Raw genomic sequence first — 21,744 nt, forward strand, 5'->3', positions numbered from 1 at the left:
GCGGGGAAGCGGTCATGTCTAAGGCAGCATCGAAGGCACGGGCGATCACCGCGACGCGGTCGGTCCATTCGCGAATCTGGCGGCCGGCCGTTCCCATTATGGCGATCGCGGTGGCGGCATTGCTGGCCGGCTGCGCCAATCGCGACAGCGTCACGGTGGGTGCCATACCGGACGATTATCGCACCACCCATCCGATCGTCATAGCCGAGAAGATACAGAAGATCGACCTTCCGGTCGGCGCCGGCGACCGTGGCATGACCAGATCCCAGCGTGACACGCTCCTGGGCTTCCTGGACGGATACGACAGGAGCGCGGCTCCGGTGCTGACGATCGAGATTCCGAGCGGCTCAGCCAACGAAATCGCAGCGGCCGTGGCCGGCCGCGATTTCGCCAGGCTGGCCATAGCCAGCGGCATCAGCCGGAAGCGGATCGCCATGCGGTCCTATCAGTCTGTTTCGGCCGAAGCGTCCGCACCGATCCGTGTTGCCTACGTCTCGGTGAAGGCTCAGACGGATAAATGCGGGCGCTGGCCCGAAGACCTGCTGCAGACTTCGGAAAACAAGCACTATGCCGATTTCGGCTGTTCGTATCAGAACAACCTGGCTGCCCAGATGGCCAATCCGTCCGATTTGATCGGGCCACGCAAGCCGACCCCGATCGACGCGGAAAATCGCGGCGCGGTGATCGACGTCTATCGTGACAGAGGTATTTCGGACGAATTCCTCGGCAATTCGGAAGTCGAATATTAACGAGTGTTGAGGCTCAACAAACCCTAAGCCGCGCAAGTCACGGAAAGTGATGACAATGAGCAATCTTGCCTATGACACAGAGGTACCGGGCGGCGAAACCTCGGAGCAGGATATTGCCGCGATGCAGGCGTTGCGGCCGATCCCGCGCATTTCGATCCAGGCATTTTGCGAGACCGAAGGCGTAGCCAATCCGGTCGAGCGCGCCGGCGAGGATCGCCGCATGGCCAAGGCCCATCTGAAGGTGCATATGGGGGGCATCCCTACCGCTATCGAATTCTATCAGTCGGCGCCGACACCGAACCTGATCCTGCTTGAATCGCGCAGCGAGCCGAAGCTATTGCTTGAACAACTCGCCCAGCTCTCCGAGCATTGTGACCCGACCTCCAAGGTGGTGGTTGTCGGCCACTACAACGATGTCGGCCTGTACCGCGAACTCATTCGTTCGGGCATTTCCGAGTATGTCATCGCGCCCGTATCGATGGCCGACATCGTCAGCGTGGTGTCTTCGATCTTCGTTGATCCGGAAGCGGAGCCGATCGGCCGCTCGATTGCCTTCATCGGCGCCAAAGGCGGCGTCGGCTCCTCGACCATAGCCCATAATGTGGCCTGGGCCATGTCGTCCCTTTTCAAATCCGAAGTGGTTGTCGCCGATCTCGACCTCGCCTTCGGAACGGCCAATATCAATTTCGACCAGGATCCGGCGCAAGGCATTGCCGAGGCAGTCTTCTCGCCGGAACGCGTCGACGAGGTCTATCTCGACCGGCTGCTCGCCCAATGCGCCGAGCACCTGTCGCTGCTTGCGGCCCCTTCGACCCTGGAGCGGGTCTACGATTTCGATCCCGACGCCTTCACCCAGCTTATCGACATAGCCCAGCGTAGCGCGCCGCTCCTCGTGCTCGATGTTCCCCACGTGTGGGCCGGCTGGACCAAGAACACGCTGGTCAAGGCCGACGAGATCGTCATCACGGCGACGCCCGAACTGGCCAATCTGCGCAACACGAAGAACCTGGTCGACATGCTGAAGCGGCTTCGTCCGAACGATCCCGCGCCAAAGCTTGTGATCAACCAGGCCGGTGTGCCGAAACGTCCTGAGATTACGCCGTCCGACTTCTCCGAATCGCTCGGCCTTTCGCCGATGTCGGTCATCCCGTTCGAGCCGCTTTTGTTCGGAAATGCTGCCAACAACGGACGTATGCTCGGTGAGATGGATGCCAAGAATCCGGTTGTCGCCACGATCAACGAGATCGCCCATGTGCTGACAGGGCGCAGCGAAATCAAGGTGAAGAAAAAGGCTGGCCTCGGCAATCTGATCGGCAAGCTTTCGCGCAACAAGAAGTGATGCCTCAGCGGTGGAATTGGTAAGCGATCATGTTTGGTAAAAGAGGCAGCGACGACGGCAACCGGACCATTCCGGAATTCCGTCAGCCAGCACCCGCACCTGCTGCGCCGGCGGCCGCAAACCCTGTGGAAGCGGCTGTAACTGCCAGGTCGGCGGCGCTGCCGCCATCCGGCGCGCCTGCCGCGCCGGCGGTTCGCCGTGCGGTCGAGCCGCCGCCATTGGCCCCGGAGCCGAAAAGTATCCAGCGCCAAAAGAGCGAAACCTACTACGACACCAAAAGCCAGGTCTTCGCCGCACTCATCGATACGATAGATCTGTCGCAGCTCGCCAAACTCGATCCCGAAAGCGCGCGCGAGGAAATCCGCGACATTGTCAACGACATCATCGCGATCAAGAATTTCGCGATGTCCATCGCCGAGCAGGAAGAGCTTCTCGAGGATATCTGCAATGACGTTTTGGGCTACGGGCCGCTGGAGCCACTGCTTGCCCGCGACGATATTGCCGACATCATGGTCAATGGCTCCAAGAACGTCTACATCGAAGTCAACGGCAAGGTCGAGCAGACCGGCATCCGTTTCCGCGACAACCAGCAGATCCTCAACATCTGCCAGCGTATCGTCAGCCAGGTTGGCCGCCGCGTCGATGAATCAAGCCCGATCTGCGATGCGCGTCTTCCTGATGGCTCCCGTGTCAACGTCATCGCACCGCCCCTGGCTATCGACGGCACCGCACTTACCATCCGCAAGTTCAAGAAGGACAAGCTGACGCTCGACCAGCTGGTCAAGTTCGGCTCGATTTCTCCGCAAGGGGCCGAGATTCTCAAGATCATCGGGCGTGTCCGCTGCAACATTGTCATCTCGGGCGGTACCGGCTCAGGCAAGACGACGCTGCTCAATTGCCTGACCAACTATATCGACCGCGAAGAACGCGTCATCACCTGCGAGGACTCAGCTGAGCTGCAATTGCAGCAGCCGCATGTGGTGCGTCTCGAAACCCGTCCGCCCAACCTCGAAGGCGAGGGCGAAGTGACCATGCGCGACCTGGTCAAGAACTGTCTGCGCATGCGCCCCGAACGTATTATCGTCGGCGAAGTGCGCGGACCCGAAGTGTTCGACCTGCTGCAGGCGATGAACACCGGCCATGACGGCTCGATGGGAACGATCCACTCGAACAGCCCGCGCGAATGCCTCAACCGTATAGAGTCGATGATCGCCATGGGCGGCTATACGCTGCCGCAAAAAACCGTGCGCGAAATCGTCGTCGGCTCCGTCGACGTGATCATACAGGCTGCACGCCTGCGCGACGGATCGCGGCGTATCACCCACATCACCGAGGTGATCGGCATGGAAGGCGACGTCATCATCACCCAGGACATCGTTCTCTATAACATCAAGGGCGAGGACGCGAACGGCAGGCTGCTGGGCGAGCACGTGTCGACTGGCATCGGCCGTCCGCATTTCTGGGAGCGCGCCCGCTACTACGGTGAGGAGCAGCGCCTCGCGGTTGCGCTCGAGGCGATGGAGAAACGCGCTGATTGATCCGTCTGGAAGCGTGGGGGCCAGGGTCGATGTTCGGAATTGACGGCACCGTATTGGCATTCGTCGTGCTCGCCGGCTTCAGCGCCGGCGCTGTGGCCTATGCTTTCCTGTTTAACCGGATCAGCACCGAGAAGCAGGTCGGCAAGCGGCTTGAATCGATCAAGACCGCCGAGACGGATCGTTCCGTCGTCAAGGCGTCGCGCGATCGCGTGGCGGAAGCGGCCAAGCGTCGCAAGTCCGTCCAGGATTCGCTGAAGGATCTCGATCAAAAGCAAAAGTCCAATCAGAGCCTGGTCAAGAAACCACCGCTGAAGATCCAAATCCGTCAGGCCGGCATGAAGATCTCGCTTGAGCGCTTCTATGTCTACTCGGCGGTCTGCGGCGTCGTCTTGACGGCTCTTGTCTATTTCATCGGCGCACCGTTGCTGGTCTTGCCGGCTGCGCTGCTGGTCGGCGTCTTGGGTCTGCCCCGCTGGTTCGTCTCGTTTCGCCGCGCGCACCGCGTCAAGGCGTTCCTAAACGAATTTCCGAACGCGCTCGATATCATTGTGCGTGCGGTAAAATCCGGCCTGCCGCTGAACGATGCCGTGCGCCTGATCGCCAACGAATCCCCCGAGCCGGTCAAGACCGAGTTCCGCCGCATCGTCGATTCGCAGCAAATGGGTTTGTCGATCCCCGACGCGGCCATGCGCATGCCAGAAACGATGCCGTGCACCGAGGCGAGCTTCTTCGGCATCGTCATCCAGATCCAGTCTCAGGCCGGCGGCAATCTTTCCGAAGCGCTGGGCAATCTTTCGCGCGTGCTTCGCGACCGCAAGAAAATGAAAGCCAAGGTCCAGGCATTGTCCATGGAAGCCAAGGCATCCGCCGTGATCATCGGCGCGTTGCCTTTCGTCGTCGCCTTTCTCGTCTATTTGACGAGCCCGAACTACATCATGCCCCTCTTCATCACCAGCACCGGCCATCTGATCCTCGGTTGTTCCGGCATCTGGATGTCGATGGGCGTCCTGGTAATGCGCAAGATGATGAATTTCGAAGTCTAGGACTCGCGTATGACCGATCACGTCATCAGAACTCTCACCGACCCGTCCCTGCTGATCGCACTGCTGGTCGGTATCGCGGTGTTTGCGACCGTCTTCACGCTGCTGCCCGCTTTTGGCGGGAACCAGCTCAAGGCGCGCATGAAATCCGTAGCGCTGGAGCGCGATGAGCTGCGCGCCAAGCAGCGCGCGCGGCTGGCAGTCGAAGCCGACCGCCGCCGCAAGGGCCTGCGCGAAGAACAGTCGGTCGGCATGCGCAATATTGTCGATCGCCTGGATCTCAGGCGTGCGCTGGCGGATGAAGGTACCTTGCAGAAATTGAAAGTGGCGGGTTTTCGCGGGCAAAATCCGCTGACGCGCTTCCTTTTCTTCCGTCTCGTCCTGCCCTTCATCGGCTTTGCATTGGCGGCGATGTATCTGTTCGTGCTCGGCGGATTGCCCGAGCAGCCGCTTTTCGTGAAGCTGTTCGTGTGCATCGTGGTAGCCTATGCGGGATTCTACGCGCCCGTGCTCTACGTCAACAACCGCGCTACCAAGCGCAAGCAATCGATTCAGATGGCGTGGCCGGACGCGCTCGACCTGTTGCTGATATGCGTCGAGTCCGGCATGTCGGTGGAAGCGGCGCTTCGCAAGGTCGCCGATGAGATCGGCGCGCAATCGGTGGCATTGGCGGAAGAATTCATCCTGACAAACGCCGAGCTTTCCTATCTGCAGGAGCGCAAGCAGGCCTACGAGAACCTTGCAAGCCGAACTGGCCTGGAATCCGTCAGGTCGGTGTCCCAGGCGTTGGTTCAGGCCGAGCGCTACGGCACGCCCGTGGCGCATGCGTTGCGGGTGCTTGCCAGTGAGAGCCGCGACATGCGCATGAATGCCGCCGAGAAGAAGGCGGCCGCGCTGCCGCCGAAGCTCACCGTGCCGATGATCCTGTTCTTCCTGCCGGTGCTGTTCGCCATTATTCTGGGTCCCGCCGGCATCCAGGTGAGCCAGCGCGGCATCTTTGGCGACCAGCCGAAATCCAGCAGCGAGTAGCGCCAGCGGCGTTGCCAGAAACGCTGATACGATTCAGAGCCACGCTGCCGGTGCAGCGCGGCTCTTTGCGTTAGACATGTTGCGGAATTCGCGCGCCGGTTCGGCGCTCGAAGCGGTCAGTTGGTGGCGGGCTTTGCCTTGTCCTGGTCCTTGAGCTGGCTCCAGGCATTCTGCTGCGCCAGCATCTGGCGAAGGTAAGCGACGTTAGCCTGCGCCTGATCCTGCGACAGCTCTTGCGAGGCGATCTTCTCGGCCTCGTCGAAACGGCCTTGCAGACCGACGACCAGCGCAAGGTTCTGGCGGACGCGGCTATCTGCATTCGGCTGCTGGGCGGCTGAGCGCATATAGGTTTCGGCCGTGCGCAAATCACCTTCCAGCACGTACGACATGCCGAGATTGGAAAGGATCGACGGTTCGTTCGGCCTGAGATCCAACGCCTTGCGATAGCCTTGGCGCGCCTCGTCCTTTTGGCCGAGCTGGTCGAGAATGGCAGCTTCCGCCGACACCAGTTTCCAATCAGGATATTCAGGGGTCTGCGCGCGGCGCACGGCATCGAGAGCCGGTTCGAACTGTCCGTTGGCGGCAAGCGCCTTGCCATAGGCGGCGAGCACGTCGCGGTCCTTCGGCAGGGCGATCGCCAGCTTGCGCATCACCGCAAGCGATTGGTCTGCGTCGCCGTCCATCTGCAGCGCCGCGGCATAATTTGTCGCGATCCGCTTGTCGCTGGGGTTTTTCGAATAGGACTGGCCAAGCGCCATCGTAGCGTTGTGCAGTTCGCCCGCCGACATTGTTTCCAGCGGCTTGCCGCTTGGACGAGAAATCGAGCCAGTCGTCAATTTGCTGGTTCCGCAGCCAGCGACGCCTGCGGCAAGCGCCATCATCAACGCCGTGCTGATCAGCCTATTTGCGCTGGCGTTCATCCTGCGGTTGGTCGGCATCGGCACCAGGGCTCCGTTCATGCGCGTGACCATTTGCGAGGTCATCTTTCCTCCCGCAGAAATATTCTGTTAACCCTAACGGAGAGTTAAGAAACGTCGACTCGGAAGCCGGAGGCCAGCGAATGCCTGTCGAACTCGTCGAGAAAGAATTGAGCAATGCGCTGCCGGTCCATCTGGTGGCGAAGGATGCTCTGGCGGCGTCGGGCCTTGCGCCATCCTCGGTCGCCTGGGCCAAGGCCAACGGCTTTTCCGGCGAGGCCGGCAGGACGCTCATCGTGCCTGGCGACAACGGCGCGATTGCCGGAGCCCTGTTCGGCACCGGTGATGGCGAGGGCGCACTGGCCATCGGCGCACTAGCGAGAGCCTTGCCCGAAGGCGAGTGGCATTTTGCGTCCGCACCGGCCAAGCCGGAGCTTACGGCACTCGCCGTGGCGCTCGGCGGCTATGTCTTCACCCGCTACGGCAAGAAGCCAGGCAAGACGCTTCGCCTCGCGCTGCCGGCAGGCACCGACGCCGCCCGCATCCGCCGCCTCGCCGATGGCATTTTCCTGGCGCGCGATCTGGTTAACACGCCGACCAGCGATATGGGCCCCGGGCAGTTGGAGAAGGCCGCCCGGACCTTGGCCGCGACGCACAAGGCCGAAATATCGGTGACCAAAGGCGACGATCTTCTTACCGCCAACTTTCCGATGATCCACGCCGTCGGTCGGGCTTCTGCCGACGCGCCACGCCTGATCGACATGATTTGGGGGCCGAACAATGCCCCCAAGATAACGCTGGTCGGCAAGGGCGTCTGCTTCGATACAGGCGGTCTCGACATCAAGCCGTCCTCGGGCATGCTTTTGATGAAGAAGGACATGGGTGGCGCTGCCAACGTGCTGGGTCTCGCTTCCATGATCATGGCCACCGGGTTGAAGGTTCGGCTGCGCGTGCTCATCCCGGCTGTCGAGAATTCGATAGCCGGCAATGCCTTCCGGCCAGGCGACGTGCTGGTGAGCCGCAAGGGCATCACCGTCGAAATCGGCAACACCGACGCCGAAGGGCGGCTGGTGCTCGCCGATGCCCTGGCCTTGGCCGATGACGAAGAGCCGCAGATGCTGGTCGATATGGCGACGCTGACAGGCGCTGCCCGTGTTGCGCTCGGTCCCGACCTGCCGCCGTTCTACACCGGTGACGAGGCGCTTGCATCCGAGCTGGCGGACGCCTCCGTTGCGGTCGAGGATCCGCTATGGCGCATGCCGTTGTGGAAGCCCTATGACGCCAAGCTGGCGTCGAAGGTGGCCAACATCAACAACGTCACGTCGGACGGTTTCGCCGGCTCGATCACCGCGGCGCTTTTCCTGAAGCGCTTCGTCGAAAAGACCGCCGGCTGGGCGCATGTCGACATCTTCGCCTGGAACCCGTTCGACCGCCCGCACGGCCTTGCGGGTGGCGAAGCGCAAGGCATCCGGGCGCTGGAGCAGGTCATTTCGAACCGCTACGGCTGATTCTAGGACATAGCCGACGAAGGTATTGACTGAAACGGAACCGAAACAATTTTCCGACATGCTGGACGGATGTCGATTATCATGCGTCCAAGCCAAGCGTTGCGACTATGGCAACAGGTGGTGCTGTCGGAGGTGCGCGACGACGCGCCCGATCTCACCATGCGCCAGACGGCGATCCTGTTCACCATCTATCTCGATCCGCCGCCACACACGGTGCGGGGGTTAGCCGCCCGCCTCAACGTCACCAAGCCGGTGATCACCCGTGCGCTCGATACGATGGGGGCACTGAAACTGGTGTCGCGCCATCGCGACGAGCTCGACAAGCGCAACGTGCTGGTCAGGCGTACAGTCGAAGGCGCGCTCTTTGTCGAGCGCTTTGGCGATGTTATCATTGCCAGAGCCCAAGAGTTGCCCATTTGAACGAGTTGCCGATTTGACCGCCAGCGATGCCCGCCTCCATGCCTTCCGCTCCGATCTCGCCGACGCCAGGCTGAAAGGCGAGGTTTCCGCCGACCGTTTCGTCGCCGGCCGGCCGGCTCGCATATCAGCCTCCGTGGCCGATGTCCGCAAGGCTCCGCGCCCGGATGCCGGCGTCGATACCCAGCTTCTGTTCGGCGAAGACGTCCTCGTCTTCGAGGACGTTGAGGGCTGGGCCTGGATACAGGCCGAGCGCGACGGCTATGTCGGCTATGTCGCCGACACTGTGCTGGGCGGTCGGGACCATGCGCCCACGCATGTTGTCTCGGTGCCGCGCACTTTCCTCTATCCGGGACCGGATTTGCGGTTCCCGATCAGCGGGCAACTCTCGATGGGATCGGCGGTAACAGTGAAAGGCGCGGCTGAAACACGCCGCACGTACTATGCTCTGCTGCCATCCGGCGAGGCGGTCATATCTGACCATCTCAGGCCTGTCGCCGAGGTTGCCCCCGACTACGTCGCGGTCGCCGAGGCGTTTCTCGGCACGCCCTATCTGTGGGGCGGCGTTTCCGGCTTCGGCATCGATTGTTCCGGTCTCGTGCAACTTGCAATGCACATGGCTGGCAGGCAAGTGCTGCGCGACACCGACATGCAGGCGGCGACCGTCGGCGAGCCGCTCGAACCCGGGCCGGATTTTGCCGGGTTGCGGCGCGGCGACCTGGTCTTCTGGAAAGGCCACGTCGCGATCATGACGGATCCGGAGACCATGATCCACGCCAACGGCCACACCATGCTGGTGTCGCGTGAAGGACTGGGGGAGGCGGTCGCCCGTATCGGCTATCTCTATGGCGGACCGACCGGGTTTCGCCGGCCGTAACGCGAATCGATCACCTTTTGTTCTGATTCTGCTTGGCGATTGCGCGTCGCCGCGCTACCTCTGGCGCGTGACAGAGCAGCCGCGCCTTGCCCAACAGAATGCCGCCGTCGTCCTGCCCCAGCCATTCGTCAAATGGTTTGCGGAAAAGGGCTGGTCGCCGCGCGCCCACCAGATCGATTTGCTGGCCAAAGCCCAGGGTGGGCAGTCGGTATTGCTGATCGCCCCGACCGGCGCCGGCAAGACGCTGGCCGGGTTCTTGCCATCGCTGACCGAACTGGCCGGCCGACCGAGGAGAAGGCCGGGGCAGGCGCATCGAGGCATCCACACACTCTACATCTCGCCGCTGAAGGCGCTGGCCGTCGACATCGAGCGCAATCTCGGCAAACCCGTCGAAGAAATCGGGCTGCCGGTCACCGTCGAGACGCGCACCGGCGACACGCCCGCACACAAGCGCCAGCGGCAGAAGCTGGCGCCGCCCGACATTCTCCTGACCACGCCCGAGCAATTGGCGCTGCTGATTGCCGCGCCCGATGCCAGGCGCTTCTTCGAGGACCTGCGCTATGTCGTGCTCGACGAATTGCATTCGCTGGTGACCTCGAAGCGCGGGCATCTCCTGTCGCTCGGGCTGGCCCGGCTGCGCTCGTTTGTGCCCGCCCTGCAGACGATAGGCCTGTCGGCGACGGTCGCCGAGCCTGACGAATTGCGGCGCTGGCTGGTCAGCCAGAATCCACCGGGGCCGATGGCCGAACTGATCGTCGTCACTGGCGGCGCCAAGCCCGACATCTCCATTCTCGATTCGGAGGAGCGCGTGCCGTGGGCGGGACATTCGGCCCGCTACGCAACGCCGGAAATCTACAACGAGATCAAGGGCCACAAGACAACCCTGCTGTTTGTCAACACGCGCAGCCAGGCGGAGTTGCTGTTCCAGGAGTTGTGGCGGGTCAACGAGGAGACCTTGCCGATCGCGCTGCATCACGGCTCGCTCGACGTCGCGCAGCGCCGGCGTGTCGAAAAGGCAATGGGCGAGAACACCCTGCGCGCCATCGTCGCCACGTCGACGCTCGACCTCGGCATCGACTGGGGCGATGTCGACCTGGTCGTCCATGTCGGTGCGCCGAAAGGTGCCAGCCGGCTGGCGCAGCGCATCGGCCGCGCCAACCACCGTATGGACGAGCCGTCCAAGGCGATCCTGATACCGGCCAACCGCTTCGAGGTGCTGGAATGCAGGGCGGCGCTCGACGCCAATTATCTCGGTGCCCAGGATACGCCGCCGCTGGTCGATGGCGGGCTCGACGTCCTGGCGCAGCACGTGCTGGGCTGTGCCTGCGGTGCGCCGTTCCATGCCGATGCGCTGTTCGAGGAGGTGCGGACGGCAGCACCCTATGCCGATCTCGATCGCCCGACATTCGATCGCGTCATCGATTTCGTCGCCACTGGCGGCTATGCGCTAAGGAACTACGAGCGCTATGCCCGCATCCGGTTGAACAAGGACGGACTGTGGCGGGTCTCAAATCCTCGCGTCGCCCAGCAATACCGGCTCAACGTCGGCACCATCATCGAAGTGCCGGCGCTCAACGTCCGCTACGTCCAGGCGGGCAGCAGAGGCGCGGCTTCGCGTGGCGGCCGGGTTCTGGGCAAGATCGAGGAGGCGTTCCTCGAAACGCTGACGCATGGCGACACCTTCATGTTCGCCGGCAAGGTGCTGCGCTTCGAAGGTATCCGCGAGAATGAGTGCTTTGTCTCGAATGCACCCGGCAGCGACGCCAAGGTGCCGTATTACGGTGGTGGCAAATTCCCGCTTTCGACGTACCTGGCCGAACAGGTCCGCGCCATGCTGGACGATCCGCAGCGCTGGAAGAAGCTGCCGGAGCAGGTCGCCGACTGGCTACGCTTCCAGGCCGACAAGTCGGTGCTGCCGAAACGCGACGATCTGCTGATCGAGACCTTTCCGCGCGGCAACCGCTACTATCTGGTGGCCTATCCGTTCGAGGGCAGGCTGGCGCACCAGACGCTCGGCATGCTGCTCACCCGCCGCCTCGACAGGGCGGGAGCCAAGCCGCTCGGCTTCGTCGCCACCGACTATGCGCTTGCCATATGGTCGCTGGCCGATATGGGCCATATGTTCAGGGCGAAGAAACCGTCGCTGGCTGCGCTATTCGATCAGGACATGCTGGGCGACGACCTCGAAGCCTGGCTCGCCGGCAGTTGGTTGTTGAAGCGCACCTTTCGCAATTGCGCGCTGATCTCGGGATTGATCGAGAAACGCCACCCGGGGCAGGAGAAGAGCGGCCGCCAGGTAACCGTGTCGACGGATCTCATCTACGACGTGCTGCGCAGCCACGAGCCCGACCATATCCTTTTGCAGGCGACGCGTGCCGATGCCGCGACCGGTCTCTTGGATGTCAGCAGACTTGCCGAGATGCTCTCGCGCGTCCAAGGTCGAATCATGCATAAGAACCTCGAGCAGATATCGCCGCTCGCCGTGCCGATCATGCTCGAGATCGGCAAAATGCCGGTGCATGGCGAGGCCGATGACACGCTGCTGATGGATGCAGCCACGCTGGTCGAGGAGGCCATGGGGACGAAATGACTGTCGCGCTCGCCATGGCTGCGCCTCTGGCGGATGCGGGCGCTGTCCGTATCGCCGGCGAACGCGCGATCTGCGACCGTCGCGGCGTGCTCTATTTTCCCGAATTCCGGCTTCTGACCGTATCCGACCTGCATCTGGAAAAAGGCTCATCACTGGCGAGGCGCGGCACGCTGGTCCCACCTTACGACACCGGTGCGACGTTGCTCCGGCTACAGGCGGTGATCGCCGATTATCAGCCTGCGATCGTTATCAGCCTGGGCGACAGTTTTCACGATGGCGGCGGCGCCGCACGTATGCACGCGAGCTTTCGCCAAAGGCTGGAAGGGCTGATGGTCGGGCGCGACTGGTTCTGGGTCGCCGGCAATCATGATCCAGAAGCGCCGGCCGACTTGCCAGGCGAGACCGTACGCGAGCTGGCCATAGGCTCGCTACTCTTCCGGCACGAGCCTTCGGCGGTGAGAGTGGAAGGCGAGATATCAGGCCACCTGCATCCTTGCGCCCGCATCGTGCAGCAAGGCCGTTCGGTGCGGCGTCGTTGCTTTGCCGGCGATGGCGGCCGCATGATCATGCCGGCTTTCGGCGCCTATACCGGCTCGCTCAACGTGCTCGATCGCGCCTATGCCGGGCTGTTCCGCCGCGAAACGCTGATGGCCTATATGCTTGGCACAGAGCGCATTTTCGCGATTTCCCACGCGATGCTCAGACCGGGCTGAACCTACCTGCCGTAGTACAAAGTGACTGTGTGCTTGGCCTCGGCGAAGAACAGCCAGCGCTCGACCAGCATTCCGGCGAGTTGGGCGATTGCGGCGAGTATCGACAGTGCTGCCGCATAGGGCCACGGCAAGGCGAACGCCGCGACCAGCAGCAACGCGGGCAAAGCAAAGGCCAGCACCTGCGTGATCTGGCGGAGTTTAGCGCTGTGCTTGCGCGCAATGCGAAAACCCATCTCCTTGAGCAGATAGTTTTCCTCGGTATGCGGCCATTCCAGCGACCGCACCGTGCCGCCGGAAAGCCCGGTTGCGGTGTTGGCATTGGTCGGGATCTCCAGCCTGTCATTGTATCGCCAGGTCGCCAGCTTCAAACCCCAGCCGAGCGCGGTCAGCAACAGGGCACCCGCCAGAGGCATATTCGAGCCTGCGGCAAATCCCTGCAGCAGGGCGTTGAGCAGTACGCTGCCGGTCATCGCCGAAAAGACCAGGTAGGCGGGCAGGGTGAAGCGGCTGTGCCACTGGGCAATCGGCTTCAACGACGCGTAGATCATGCCGGTGGTGCAGACGGTTGCGACCGCGCCGATGGCAGCGAGCAGCCCGGCGACAGCCGCCCAGCCGCTCGTACGGCCGAGGACCACCCAGCCAATACCGAACAACCCCGCCGGCACGAAGGTGGCGACCGAGGCAACACCTTCGCGCGACAGCCATGAGCTACGCCATTGCGAGAAGGCACGCCAGGCGCGTTCGGGCCGGCTGAGATGGCCGGCCGACGACAGCAGGCCTGTCGAGATCAGGCTAAGCGCCAGCCCCATGCCGGTGAGGCCAAGCCAGAAATCGGGCGGGATAAAGCCCTGTCCGGCGAGCACGCCAAGCAGCGCGAGCAGGCCGTAACCGGCGCCCGTGGCCGTGGTGAAAAAGACGACGGAGAAGGCTGGATGCATGAAGGCACGGGTCAGTTCGAAAGCATGCGGTCGACCCAGCCGAGGAAGCCGCCTTCGGCCCGCACCGCTTCAAGCGCTGGCGCCGGCACCGATGCGGCGCGGGTGGTGTGGGCACGTGGCGGCAGATATTTGTTGGTCGGCTTATAGCCCATTTCCGGCATCAGATCGACACCGCCGCGCTCGGCCACCAGTTGCGAGATAGCGGATGCCGGATCGCCCAGATCGCCAAAATGCCGCGCGCTGGTCGGGCAAGCAGCGACGCAGGCCGGCACGCGATCTTCTTCCGCCAGATTGTCGTTGTAGATGCGGTCGACGCACAACGTGCATTTCTTCATCACGCCGACATTGGTGTCGAATTCGCGCGCTCCGTAGGGACAGGCCCAGCTGCACAGTTTGCAGCCGATGCATTTGTCCTCGTCGACCAGCACGATGCCATCCGACGCCCGCTTGTAGGAGGCGCCGGTCGGGCAGACCGTGACGCACGCCGGCGTCTCGCAGTGCAGGCAGGAGCGTGGGAAATTGACCGTGCGCCCACCCATCTCGGTCATGTGCTCATAACTGTGCACGCGGTTGAACCAGACGCCGTCGACATTGCCGCCATAGGGGTCGATGTCGGTTAGCGGCGCCATATGGCCGCCGGTGTTCCATTCTTTGCAGGCGGTAACGCAGGCCTGGCAGCCGACGCAGGTGTCGAGATCGATGACAAGGCCGAGCTTCTTGTCGGTATGGGTGGGAAGGCAAGTCATTTGGCAGCTTCTCTTTCCCGACGGAATTCGGCGCCGAAACTAAGCTTATCGGGCGGGGGCTCAAAATGCGGGGGCTGTCGGAACCGCTCGAACTGCGGTTCGGTGAAGCCTGCTTCCTCGTCTGCGCATTTGACGATGCGCACGCGCAGGTCGAACCATGCCGCCTGGCCGGTGACAGGATCGGAATTCGAATAGTGTTTGCCATTCGCATCGGCAGAGGTCTGGTCGCCGATGATGTGGTTGAGTAGAAAGCCGCGATTGGATTCGGCCGCATCATCCTTCAGCCCCCAGCTGCCGCGACGCTTGCCGATCGCATTCCACGTCCACACCGTATTGGCGTTGACGCCGTCGACCAGCTTGATCTGTCCTTTGACCTTGCCGTTGATGCTCTCGATCCACACCCAGTCGTCGTCGACAAGGCTGAGGCCGGCTGCCGTCCGGTAGTGCACGAACAGTCGGTTCTGGCTGGTGATCTGCCTTAGCCAGGCATTCTGCCCGCCCCAGGAATGATACATGTGCATCGGCCGCTGCGTCAGCGCGTGCAGCGGATAGGCTTGGCTGTCGACCGCAGCCTCTTCGAAGGGCGCATACCAGAATGGCAGCGGATCCATATAGGTCTCGATGCGGCTGCGCTCCGCCTCCGGCGGCAGCACCCCGCCATGGCCGCGCGCCGCAAGGCGAAAGCGCTGCATCGGCTCCGAATAGAGTTGGAAGACGATCGGCTCGGCCTTCGGCATGAAGCCCATGCCCTCAGCCAATTCGAGATACGAGCGGTTGGCCATCTTGTAGTAGCGCTGATCGGCGGCGAAATCCTGGTGCCAGAAGCCGCCATTATCGATGTAGCGCTGCAACTGGTCGGGATTGACCTCGCCCTTGCCGACCGAGGCCCCGTCCTTGCCGCGCCAGCCGGCGAGCGGACCGACACCTGGCGTGCGCTCGTGATTGACGATGTAGTCGGCATAGTCGCGGTATTTGGCGGAGCCGTCGTCGTCAACGAAGCCGGGCAGGCTGAGCCGCGCGCCGAGTTCGATCAGCACCGTCTGGAACGGCCTGACGTCGCGGTCCGGCTCGACGACGGGATGGCGGATGGCGTCGCCCGGCCCGTCGGCGTGGCTGATCGGCCGGTCGAGCAGACTGATACAGTCATGACGCTCGAGATAGGTCGTGTCCGGCAGCACCAGATCGGCAAAAGGCACGGTCTCGGAATAATAAGCGTCGGAATAGATGATGAACGGGATCTTGTATTCGCCCGATATGTCCGCGTCGGTCAGCATCGCCATCGTCTCGACGGTGTTCATCGACGAGTTCCAGGCCATGTTGGACATGTACATGAACAGCGTGTCGATCGTGTAGGGATCGCCGGCCCAGGCGTTACGAATGACCGTGTGCATGAGTCCGTGTGCGGCCAGCGGCGCATCCCAGGAGTAGGCCTTGTCGATACGGATCGGTTTGCCGCCTCCGTCGATCAGCAGGTCTTCCGGCCCGCAGACGAAGCCGAGCGGCATGCCTTCGAGTGGTGTCATCGGCTTCACATTCTTGCCGGCGGGCTTTGGACCCGGCGGCGCGGACCGCGGATAAGGCGGTTTGAAGCGGAAGCCGCCCGGCACGTCCACCGTGCCGAGAAGCACCTGAAGCAGATGAATGGCGCGGCAAGTGTGAAATCCGTTCGAATGGGCCGAGATGCCGCGCATCGCATGCATCGACACTGGCCGACCCTTGATGGTCTCGTGCCGGCGGCCGGCCCAGTCCGTCCAGGCCACCGGCAGTTCGATTTGCTGTTCGAAGGCGACATGAGCGAGTTCTGCAGCAATGCGTCGGATGGTGTCGGCGGAGATGCCGCACCGGTCAGCGACGGCGTCGGGCGAATAGCACTCGTCCAGATAGCGGTCGGCGACGAGTTGGAAGACCGGCACGCATCGGCGGCCGTCGACGAGAACGCTGCCGGTCAGTGCGGGCTTTGCGTCGGTATCGCCGGCGTCGACAGGCATCTTCGCCACCCTGTCCCAAGCCAGCGGATTGCCGTCGCCATTGCGCATGAACAGCCCGTCATCGACAGCTCCAGGCTCCTGAACGACCAGGATGTGGGCATTGGTGTAGCGCAAGAGGTACTCGAGATCGATGCGGCCTGCCTTCAGCAATTCATGGATGAGGGCGAATACGAACAGGCCGTCGGTGCCGGGCCGGATGCCGATCCAGTCGTCGGCAATTGCATTATAGCCGGTGCGGCAGGGATTGATTGAAACCACCTTGGCGCCGCGCGCCTTGAGCTTGCCGAGGCCGATCTTGATCGGATTGGAATCATGGTCTTCGGCAACCCCGAACAGCATGAAATATTTGGTGTTGTCCCAGTCGGGCTCGCCGAACTCCCAGAACGAACCGCCAATCGTGTAGAGGCCGCCGGCCGCCATATTGACCGAGCAGAAGCCGCCATGGGCGGCAAAATTCGGCGTGCCGAACTGGCTCGCCCACCAGCCGGTCAGCGATTGCGACTGGTCGCGCCCGGTGAAGAAGGCAAGTTTCTTCGGATCGGTTCGGCGGATGTTCGAAAGCCGTTCTGTCGCGATCGACAAGGCTTCCTCCCACTCGATTTCGCGGAACTCACCCGAGCCGCGCGGGCCGGTTCGCAGTAGCGGCTTCTTCAGCCGGGCCGGGCTGTAATGCTGCATGATGCCGGCGCTGCCCTTGCCGCACAGCACACCGCGGTTGACCGGGTGATCCTTGTTGCCGTTGATGTAGCGGACCTTGCCGTCCTTGATATGGACGTCGATGCCGCAGCGGCAGGCGCACATATAGCAGGTGGTCTTGGCGACGCTGTCGGAGACATCGGGCGACGTATCGACGCCGTCGCCTTCAGCGGGCGGGCGGGTATCGGCGAGCGGCCGTTGGGATGGTGCTGAGTTGGCGCCGCGCAGCGGTCTGTTGGTCATGATCCGGCGATGTTTTTGCGTTCGGCGGCCTTGGCTCTCGTCTTCGGACCTGGGCCGCGCATGTAATGTTGTTCCGGACGATAGCGTTCACCGACGAGCCGCCACCGCAGGCTGCGGGACCAATGCGTGAACACCGATTTGAACAGCCTCACGAAATCTCTACCCTCGACTGTTCTGGCGCGACTTTTTTCCAATTTCGAGCCAAAATTTAGAACAAAGCAATCAATCTGTCTAACAAATTGCTCTTGTAATTCTAATCGGAGTTGCTTCTTAATTGCTGGCATGACTCTGGACCAATTGCGGATCTTCGTCGCCGTCGCCGAACGGGCGCACATGACCAAAGCGGCCGAGTTGCTGGGCATCTCACAGTCGGCCGCATCCGCCGCGATCCGCTCGCTCGAACAGCAGCATGGCGTCCAGTTGTTCAACCGCGTCGGCCGCAACATCGAGCTCGCCGAAACCGGACGCCGGTTCTTGCCCGAGGCCAAGGCGGTCCTCGAGCGGGCTGCGGCGGCCCGCAATGTGCTGGAGCATGTCTCGCAAACGATATCAGGCAGTCTCTCGATCGCCGCCAGCCAGACCATCGCCAGCTATTGGCTGCCGCGCCGGCTCGCCTCTTTCCACGAAGCCTATCCTGCCGTCAGGCTGAGCGTGAGCATTGGCAACACCAGGCAGGTCGAGGCCAATGTACTTGATGGCGCAGCCGATTTTGGCCTGGTCGAGGGGCGCACCGAATCCGACATTTTGCGGCGTGCCAAGCTCGATATCGATCGCATGATGCTGGTCGTGGCGCGCTCGCACCCTGAGATCGCAGAAGTTTCGCCTGGACATCCCGACCTTGGCGGGCTTCGCTGGATCATTCGCGAAGGCGGGTCGGGCACGCGCGAGGCGCTGGAGGACCTTGCCCGACGCGACGGGATTTCGTTCGCGGACCTGCAGATATTCCTGGTATTGCCGAGCAATGAGGCTATTCGCCAGGCGGTCGAGGCCGGCGCCGGCGCCAGCATCATTTCGGAACTCGTCGTCGCGCGCGCGGTCGCCGAAGGCAGTCTGCGTTCCGTGCCGATCGATCTGCCGAAGCGCGAATTTGCCATGATCACGCATCGCGACCGGCAGCCAAGCCTGGCCCAGATGGCGCTCAAGGCGCATCTTGGCGGCAAAGCTGAGAGATCCGCGCCGCTTTAAGCCGATCAGCCGAACTTCCGCTGCGCGTCGAGCGCCAGCCCAAGCCCGACCGAGCCGAACACATCGCCTTCGATTACCGACGCCTGCGGCACCAGCGCCAGGATCTGCTGCCTGGCCAGCGGGATCGCGGTCGATCCGCCGGTCAAGAACACCGCGGTAATATCCGAGGCCTTCACCTGTGCGTCGCGGATGGTCTGCTCGACCGTAGCCGCAACACGCTCAATGTCCCTGGTTATGGTGGCTTCGAGACTCTTGTGCGTGATTTCTGCCGTGAACCTCACCTCCGGCAGCGCGACCTCGACATCGGCCGACGATCGGTCCGTCAGCTCGATCTTGGCCTTTTCGACCAGCGCCGCCAGCGCGTGGCCGTAACGATGCTCGACGATGTGGATGAACCGGTCGACCAGGTCTGCGCGCTCCGCCTCATAGCGGATCTGGCGCAGATGCGTCATCGCCCTTGCGGTATAGACCAGGTTGATGCGCTGCCACGTCGCCAGGTCGATGAAGTAGCTCGCCGGCAGATTACGTTTGCCATCCTTGGTCGGTGAGAGATGGCCGAGCTGCGGCATCACATGGGCGATGCTCAACAGCCGGTCGAAGTCGGTGCCGCCGATGTGGATGCCGCGGCTGGCCAGGATGTCGTCCTTGCGGTCAAGCGAGCGGGCGCGCTCGGGCGAGACCCGCACGATTGAGAAGTCGGACGTGCCGCCGCCCATGTCGACGATCAGCGCCAGTTCCTCGCGCGTCACCTTTTGTTCGTAGTCGAGTGCCGCGGCAATCGGTTCGAACTGGAAGACGATGTGCTTGAAGCCGTGGGCACGAGCGGCATTTTCGAGTTCGTGCTCCGCCTTGGCGTCGGCCTCGGCATCGTCGTCGACGAACTGCACGGGCCGTCCCAGCACGACGCTGTCGACCGCGTCATGGGCTTCTTCTTCCAGCTTCTTTTTCAGATGGCCGACGAACAGGCCGACAATCTCCATGAAGCCGATCGAGCGCGCCTTGATGCGCGTCCTTTCGTGGGCGAGCGAGCTGCCGAGCACACTCTTCAACGAGCGCATCAGGCGGCCTTCGATACTGTCCGTATAGTTGGCAAGGGCGCGTCGCCCGAAATAGGTGCGGTTGTCCTCGAAATTGAAGAATACCGCACTGGGCAGCGTGACCTGGCCGTCTTCCAACGCCACCAGCCGCGGCTGCCCGTTCCTGACCACGCTCACGGTGGAATTCGAAGTGCCGAAGTCGATACCGGCAAATGCTGGTCGCATCGTGCGTTCCTGTAGTTCTGATTTGGGGAGCAGCAGCTCGTATCCGGTCGGGCCGAGGGTCGCGGTCTAACCCATACCCTCGGAAAGGGAAACCACTTTTACGAGAGTTCAGTCTTTCCTGAACACCAGTCTTCCGAGCCAGCCGGTCAGCATGGCCAGCGATACGGCAAAGACACCGTAGAGGAAGGAATAGTCGTGCGCGACGCGGAAGATCGACTGTTCGAAACCGGACTTGCGGATTTCGAGCTGGGCGGAGCTTTCCTTGATGAACAGGCCGCTCTTGAACAGGAAGGCGCGGGCCTTATGGGTGCCGACCGGAACGTTTGGGGCGAGCCTGACGGTAGCGCGGAACAGGTTCTGCGACAGGAACTGCACACCGCCGACATTCTCGCTGTAGAGGCCGGTCGCCGCCTTGCGTTCGCGCAGCGCGGCGGTGAACTCCTCGATTGTCGCCGGGCTGTCCTCCGCGTCGGCCGGCTGCAAATAGAGGTTGGAGGCGCCAAGCGACAGCTGCTTGTAGCTGTTCGGATCGGTGACGTCCTGCAGCGGCCGCGTCGTCGCCACCGAATAGGAGACAGGTACGTTTTTGAAGGTCTCCGACTCCAGATTGACCCAGACGCCGAGCACCCGGTCCTTGCGGCGCACGACGACCGGCCGAGCCGGGCCTTCCAGCACGACGATCACGTCGTAGCGCCCTTGCCGCGCGACAAGCGGATCGGCATTTTCCAGTGAGCCGAAAATGGTCAGGTCGGCGCCGGAAAAGCCGGCGGTAATCGAGACATTGTCAGTGGAAAGGCCGATCTGGATGTTTTCGGTTAGTGGCGCCTGCGCCTTCGCTGGTGGCGCAGCAGCCAGCAGCGACAGCAAGGCGGCGGCCGCGAGCGTCCTTAGGCCGGCCATCAGCTCAGGCCCACGCCGGACAGAGAATAGAGATTGGGCGGCGTGACGAAAAGATCGATGGCAAGCCGGATGGCTACCGCCAGCACGAGCAGCGCCAGCAGCGCCCTGAGTTGCTCGCCCCGCAGCCTCTGACCAGCCTTGGCGCCATATTGCGCGCCGGCGACGCCGCCTGCCATCAACAGGAAGGCGAGCATGACGTCGACCGTCTGGTTGGTGGTGGCGTGGACCAGCGTGGTGTAAGCCGAGGTGAAGATGATCTGGAACAGCGAGGTGCCGATGACGACGTTGGTCGGCACTTTCAAAAGGTAGATCAGGGCCGGCACCATGATGAAGCCGCCGCCGACGCCCATGATCGAGGACAGGAAGCCAATCGCCGCGCCCAGCCCAAGCACCGGAATGACGCTGACGAAGAGCTTCGAGGCCCTGAACCGCATCTTCAGCGGCAGGCGGTGGATCCAATTATGCTGGCCGGATTTCTTCAACACCGGTGCGGCGCCGCTGCGAGTGGCGCGCAGCGCATTGACACTCTCGACCAGCATCAGTCCGCCGACGGTGCCGAGCAGCACGACGTAGAGCAGCGAGATGAACAGGTCGAGCTGGCCGAGCCGGCGCAGGAGCGCAAAGACATAGATACCACCGGTCGAGCCGACGATGCCGCCGGCTAAAAGCACGCCGCCGAGCTTGAAGTCGAGCGTGCCGCGCTTCATGTGCGACAGGGCGCCGGAGAAGGAGGAAGCGATGACCTGGTTGGCGCCGGTGGCGACCGCGATTGCCGGCGGTATGTTGTAGAAGATCAGCAGCGGCGTAATGAGAAAGCCGCCGCCCACGCCGAACATGCCCGACAGGAAACCCACCGCCGCACCCATGGCCAGCAGCACGAAGATGTTGACGGAAATTTCCGCGATCGGGAGATAGATGCCCACCCGTCAGTCTCGATCAGTTTGCCTCCTGGCGAATGCAACCGTTGCGGGCATTTTGCGTCAGAAGGCTATCTCGTTCTTGCGCCGGCCGGGCCGTGAAGTCAAACTTCGCCGCACCGCCGAAACAAAAAACAACTCAATCAGTTAAC

The 21,744-nt window shown here is 62.7% G+C and carries 18 protein-coding genes; 11 read left to right on the forward strand and 7 right to left on the reverse strand.

Annotated elements, in window-relative coordinates; genetic code table 11:
* Nucleotides 1-14: 14 nt before the first annotated feature.
* From NKJ73_RS17170 to NKJ73_RS17190, 5 genes are read left to right on the forward strand one after another with little or no spacing between them, the layout of a single operon-like run.
* On the forward strand, nt 15-749 hold the full coding sequence (locus NKJ73_RS17170; RefSeq protein WP_023676933.1) for a CpaD family pilus assembly protein: 735 nt from the start codon (nt 15-17) through the stop codon (nt 747-749).
* Between the two features lie 55 nt (nt 750-804).
* Nucleotides 805-2,088, forward strand: a complete 1,284-nt coding sequence (locus NKJ73_RS17175) for a CpaE/TadZ family protein (protein ID WP_352455131.1) — start codon at nt 805-807, stop codon at nt 2,086-2,088.
* Nucleotides 2,089-2,117: 29 nt separating this feature from the next.
* Nucleotides 2,118-3,626, forward strand: coding sequence for a TadA family conjugal transfer-associated ATPase (locus NKJ73_RS17180; protein ID WP_352570351.1), 1,509 nt, complete (start codon nt 2,118-2,120; stop codon nt 3,624-3,626).
* 29 nt (nt 3,627-3,655) lie between these two features.
* The gene (locus NKJ73_RS17185; protein WP_023676935.1) at nt 3,656-4,669 is read left to right on the forward strand and encodes a type II secretion system F family protein; all 1,014 of its coding nucleotides are present in this window, start codon (nt 3,656-3,658) and stop codon (nt 4,667-4,669) included.
* Nucleotides 4,670-4,678: 9 nt separating this feature from the next.
* Complete coding sequence (locus NKJ73_RS17190) at nt 4,679-5,695, forward strand: type II secretion system F family protein (protein WP_023676936.1); 1,017 nt, start codon at nt 4,679-4,681, stop codon at nt 5,693-5,695.
* 116 nt (nt 5,696-5,811) lie between these two features.
* Here NKJ73_RS17190 and NKJ73_RS17195 read toward each other — a convergent pair whose 3' ends face one another.
* Nucleotides 5,812-6,633, reverse strand: coding sequence for a tetratricopeptide repeat protein (locus NKJ73_RS17195; RefSeq protein WP_023676937.1), 822 nt, complete (start codon nt 6,631-6,633; stop codon nt 5,812-5,814).
* A 122-nt stretch (nt 6,634-6,755) separates the two neighbouring features.
* On the opposite strand from NKJ73_RS17195, the gene NKJ73_RS17200 reads away from it, so the two are divergent.
* The 5 genes from NKJ73_RS17200 to pdeM all read left to right on the forward strand — a co-directional run bounded on the left by NKJ73_RS17200 (nt 6,756) and on the right by pdeM (nt 12,717).
* Nucleotides 6,756-8,120, forward strand: a complete 1,365-nt coding sequence (locus NKJ73_RS17200; protein WP_352455133.1) for a leucyl aminopeptidase family protein — start codon at nt 6,756-6,758, stop codon at nt 8,118-8,120.
* Between the two features lie 69 nt (nt 8,121-8,189).
* The gene (locus NKJ73_RS17205) at nt 8,190-8,540 is read left to right on the forward strand and encodes a MarR family winged helix-turn-helix transcriptional regulator (protein WP_023676939.1); all 351 of its coding nucleotides are present in this window, start codon (nt 8,190-8,192) and stop codon (nt 8,538-8,540) included.
* A complete protein-coding gene (locus NKJ73_RS17210; protein WP_502896642.1) occupies nt 8,503-9,414 on the forward strand; it encodes a C40 family peptidase in 912 nt (303 codons plus the stop codon). The genes NKJ73_RS17205 and NKJ73_RS17210 overlap by 38 nt, the downstream gene beginning before the upstream one ends.
* 67 nt (nt 9,415-9,481) lie before the next feature.
* Complete coding sequence (locus NKJ73_RS17215; protein ID WP_352455135.1) at nt 9,482-12,004, forward strand: ligase-associated DNA damage response DEXH box helicase; 2,523 nt, start codon at nt 9,482-9,484, stop codon at nt 12,002-12,004.
* Complete coding sequence (pdeM, locus tag NKJ73_RS17220) at nt 12,001-12,717, forward strand: ligase-associated DNA damage response endonuclease PdeM (RefSeq protein ID WP_023676942.1); 717 nt, start codon at nt 12,001-12,003, stop codon at nt 12,715-12,717. Before NKJ73_RS17215 ends, pdeM begins: the two co-directional genes overlap by 4 nt.
* Before the next feature lie 2 nt (nt 12,718-12,719).
* Here the strand turns inward: pdeM and NKJ73_RS17225 are convergent, their stop codons facing one another.
* Genes NKJ73_RS17225 through NKJ73_RS17235 form a run of 3 tightly spaced genes read right to left on the reverse strand, consistent with a single transcriptional unit; the run spans nt 12,720 to nt 17,328 of the window.
* Nucleotides 12,720-13,655: a dimethyl sulfoxide reductase anchor subunit family protein gene (locus NKJ73_RS17225; RefSeq protein WP_352570352.1), complete on the reverse strand. Its 936-nt coding sequence runs from the start codon at nt 13,653-13,655 to the stop codon at nt 12,720-12,722.
* Nucleotides 13,656-13,666: 11 nt separating this feature from the next.
* Complete coding sequence (locus NKJ73_RS17230) at nt 13,667-14,401, reverse strand: 4Fe-4S dicluster domain-containing protein (protein ID WP_352455137.1); 735 nt, start codon at nt 14,399-14,401, stop codon at nt 13,667-13,669.
* Nucleotides 14,398-17,328, reverse strand: coding sequence for a molybdopterin oxidoreductase family protein (locus NKJ73_RS17235; RefSeq protein ID WP_352570354.1), 2,931 nt, complete (start codon nt 17,326-17,328; stop codon nt 14,398-14,400). Before NKJ73_RS17235 ends, NKJ73_RS17230 begins: the two co-directional genes overlap by 4 nt.
* A gap of 282 nt (nt 17,329-17,610) precedes the next feature.
* On the opposite strand from NKJ73_RS17235, the gene NKJ73_RS17240 reads away from it, so the two are divergent.
* Entirely contained in the window at nt 17,611-18,513 is a 903-nt protein-coding gene (locus NKJ73_RS17240; protein ID WP_352570356.1) for a LysR substrate-binding domain-containing protein, read from the forward strand.
* Between the two features lie 5 nt (nt 18,514-18,518).
* Here NKJ73_RS17240 and NKJ73_RS17245 read toward each other — a convergent pair whose 3' ends face one another.
* From NKJ73_RS17245 to NKJ73_RS17255, 3 genes are all read right to left on the reverse strand, one after another.
* Nucleotides 18,519-19,775, reverse strand: a complete 1,257-nt coding sequence (locus NKJ73_RS17245) for an Hsp70 family protein (RefSeq protein ID WP_352570357.1) — start codon at nt 19,773-19,775, stop codon at nt 18,519-18,521.
* A 108-nt stretch (nt 19,776-19,883) separates the two neighbouring features.
* Complete coding sequence (locus tag NKJ73_RS17250) at nt 19,884-20,675, reverse strand: TIGR02186 family protein (protein WP_352455141.1); 792 nt, start codon at nt 20,673-20,675, stop codon at nt 19,884-19,886.
* Complete coding sequence (locus NKJ73_RS17255; protein WP_023676949.1) at nt 20,675-21,598, reverse strand: sulfite exporter TauE/SafE family protein; 924 nt, start codon at nt 21,596-21,598, stop codon at nt 20,675-20,677. The genes NKJ73_RS17250 and NKJ73_RS17255 overlap by 1 nt, the downstream gene beginning before the upstream one ends.
* Nucleotides 21,599-21,744: the final 146 nt, after the last annotated feature.

It is taken from the genome of Mesorhizobium sp. M0074 (assembly GCF_040322975.1).
Lineage (GTDB): Bacteria > Pseudomonadota > Alphaproteobacteria > Rhizobiales > Rhizobiaceae > Mesorhizobium.

What these genes read in the sequence shown, in the direction of transcription:
- NKJ73_RS17235 (WP_352570354.1), bottom strand. Translation starts at nt 17,328, where the DNA reads ATGACCAACAGACCGCTGCGCGGCGCCAACTCAGCACCATCCCAACGG.
- NKJ73_RS17180 (WP_352570351.1), top strand. Translation starts at nt 2,118, where the DNA reads ATGTTTGGTAAAAGAGGCAGCGACGACGGCAACCGGACCATTCCGGAA.
- NKJ73_RS17190 (WP_023676936.1), top strand. Translation starts at nt 4,679, where the DNA reads ATGACCGATCACGTCATCAGAACTCTCACCGACCCGTCCCTGCTGATC.
- NKJ73_RS17185 (WP_023676935.1), top strand. Translation starts at nt 3,656, where the DNA reads ATGTTCGGAATTGACGGCACCGTATTGGCATTCGTCGTGCTCGCCGGC.
- NKJ73_RS17230 (WP_352455137.1), bottom strand. Translation starts at nt 14,401, where the DNA reads ATGACTTGCCTTCCCACCCATACCGACAAGAAGCTCGGCCTTGTCATC.
- NKJ73_RS17250 (WP_352455141.1), bottom strand. Translation starts at nt 20,675, where the DNA reads ATGGCCGGCCTAAGGACGCTCGCGGCCGCCGCCTTGCTGTCGCTGCTG.
- NKJ73_RS17240 (WP_352570356.1), top strand. Translation starts at nt 17,611, where the DNA reads ATGACTCTGGACCAATTGCGGATCTTCGTCGCCGTCGCCGAACGGGCG.
- NKJ73_RS17245 (WP_352570357.1), bottom strand. Translation starts at nt 19,775, where the DNA reads ATGCGACCAGCATTTGCCGGTATCGACTTCGGCACTTCGAATTCCACC.
- NKJ73_RS17170 (WP_023676933.1), top strand. Translation starts at nt 15, where the DNA reads ATGTCTAAGGCAGCATCGAAGGCACGGGCGATCACCGCGACGCGGTCG.
- pdeM (WP_023676942.1), top strand. Translation starts at nt 12,001, where the DNA reads ATGACTGTCGCGCTCGCCATGGCTGCGCCTCTGGCGGATGCGGGCGCT.
- NKJ73_RS17205 (WP_023676939.1), top strand. Translation starts at nt 8,190, where the DNA reads ATGTCGATTATCATGCGTCCAAGCCAAGCGTTGCGACTATGGCAACAG.
- NKJ73_RS17195 (WP_023676937.1), bottom strand. Translation starts at nt 6,633, where the DNA reads ATGCCGACCAACCGCAGGATGAACGCCAGCGCAAATAGGCTGATCAGC.
- NKJ73_RS17200 (WP_352455133.1), top strand. Translation starts at nt 6,756, where the DNA reads ATGCCTGTCGAACTCGTCGAGAAAGAATTGAGCAATGCGCTGCCGGTC.
- NKJ73_RS17175 (WP_352455131.1), top strand. Translation starts at nt 805, where the DNA reads ATGAGCAATCTTGCCTATGACACAGAGGTACCGGGCGGCGAAACCTCG.
- NKJ73_RS17210 (WP_502896642.1), top strand. Translation starts at nt 8,503, where the DNA reads ATGTTATCATTGCCAGAGCCCAAGAGTTGCCCATTTGAACGAGTTGCC.
- NKJ73_RS17225 (WP_352570352.1), bottom strand. Translation starts at nt 13,655, where the DNA reads ATGCATCCAGCCTTCTCCGTCGTCTTTTTCACCACGGCCACGGGCGCC.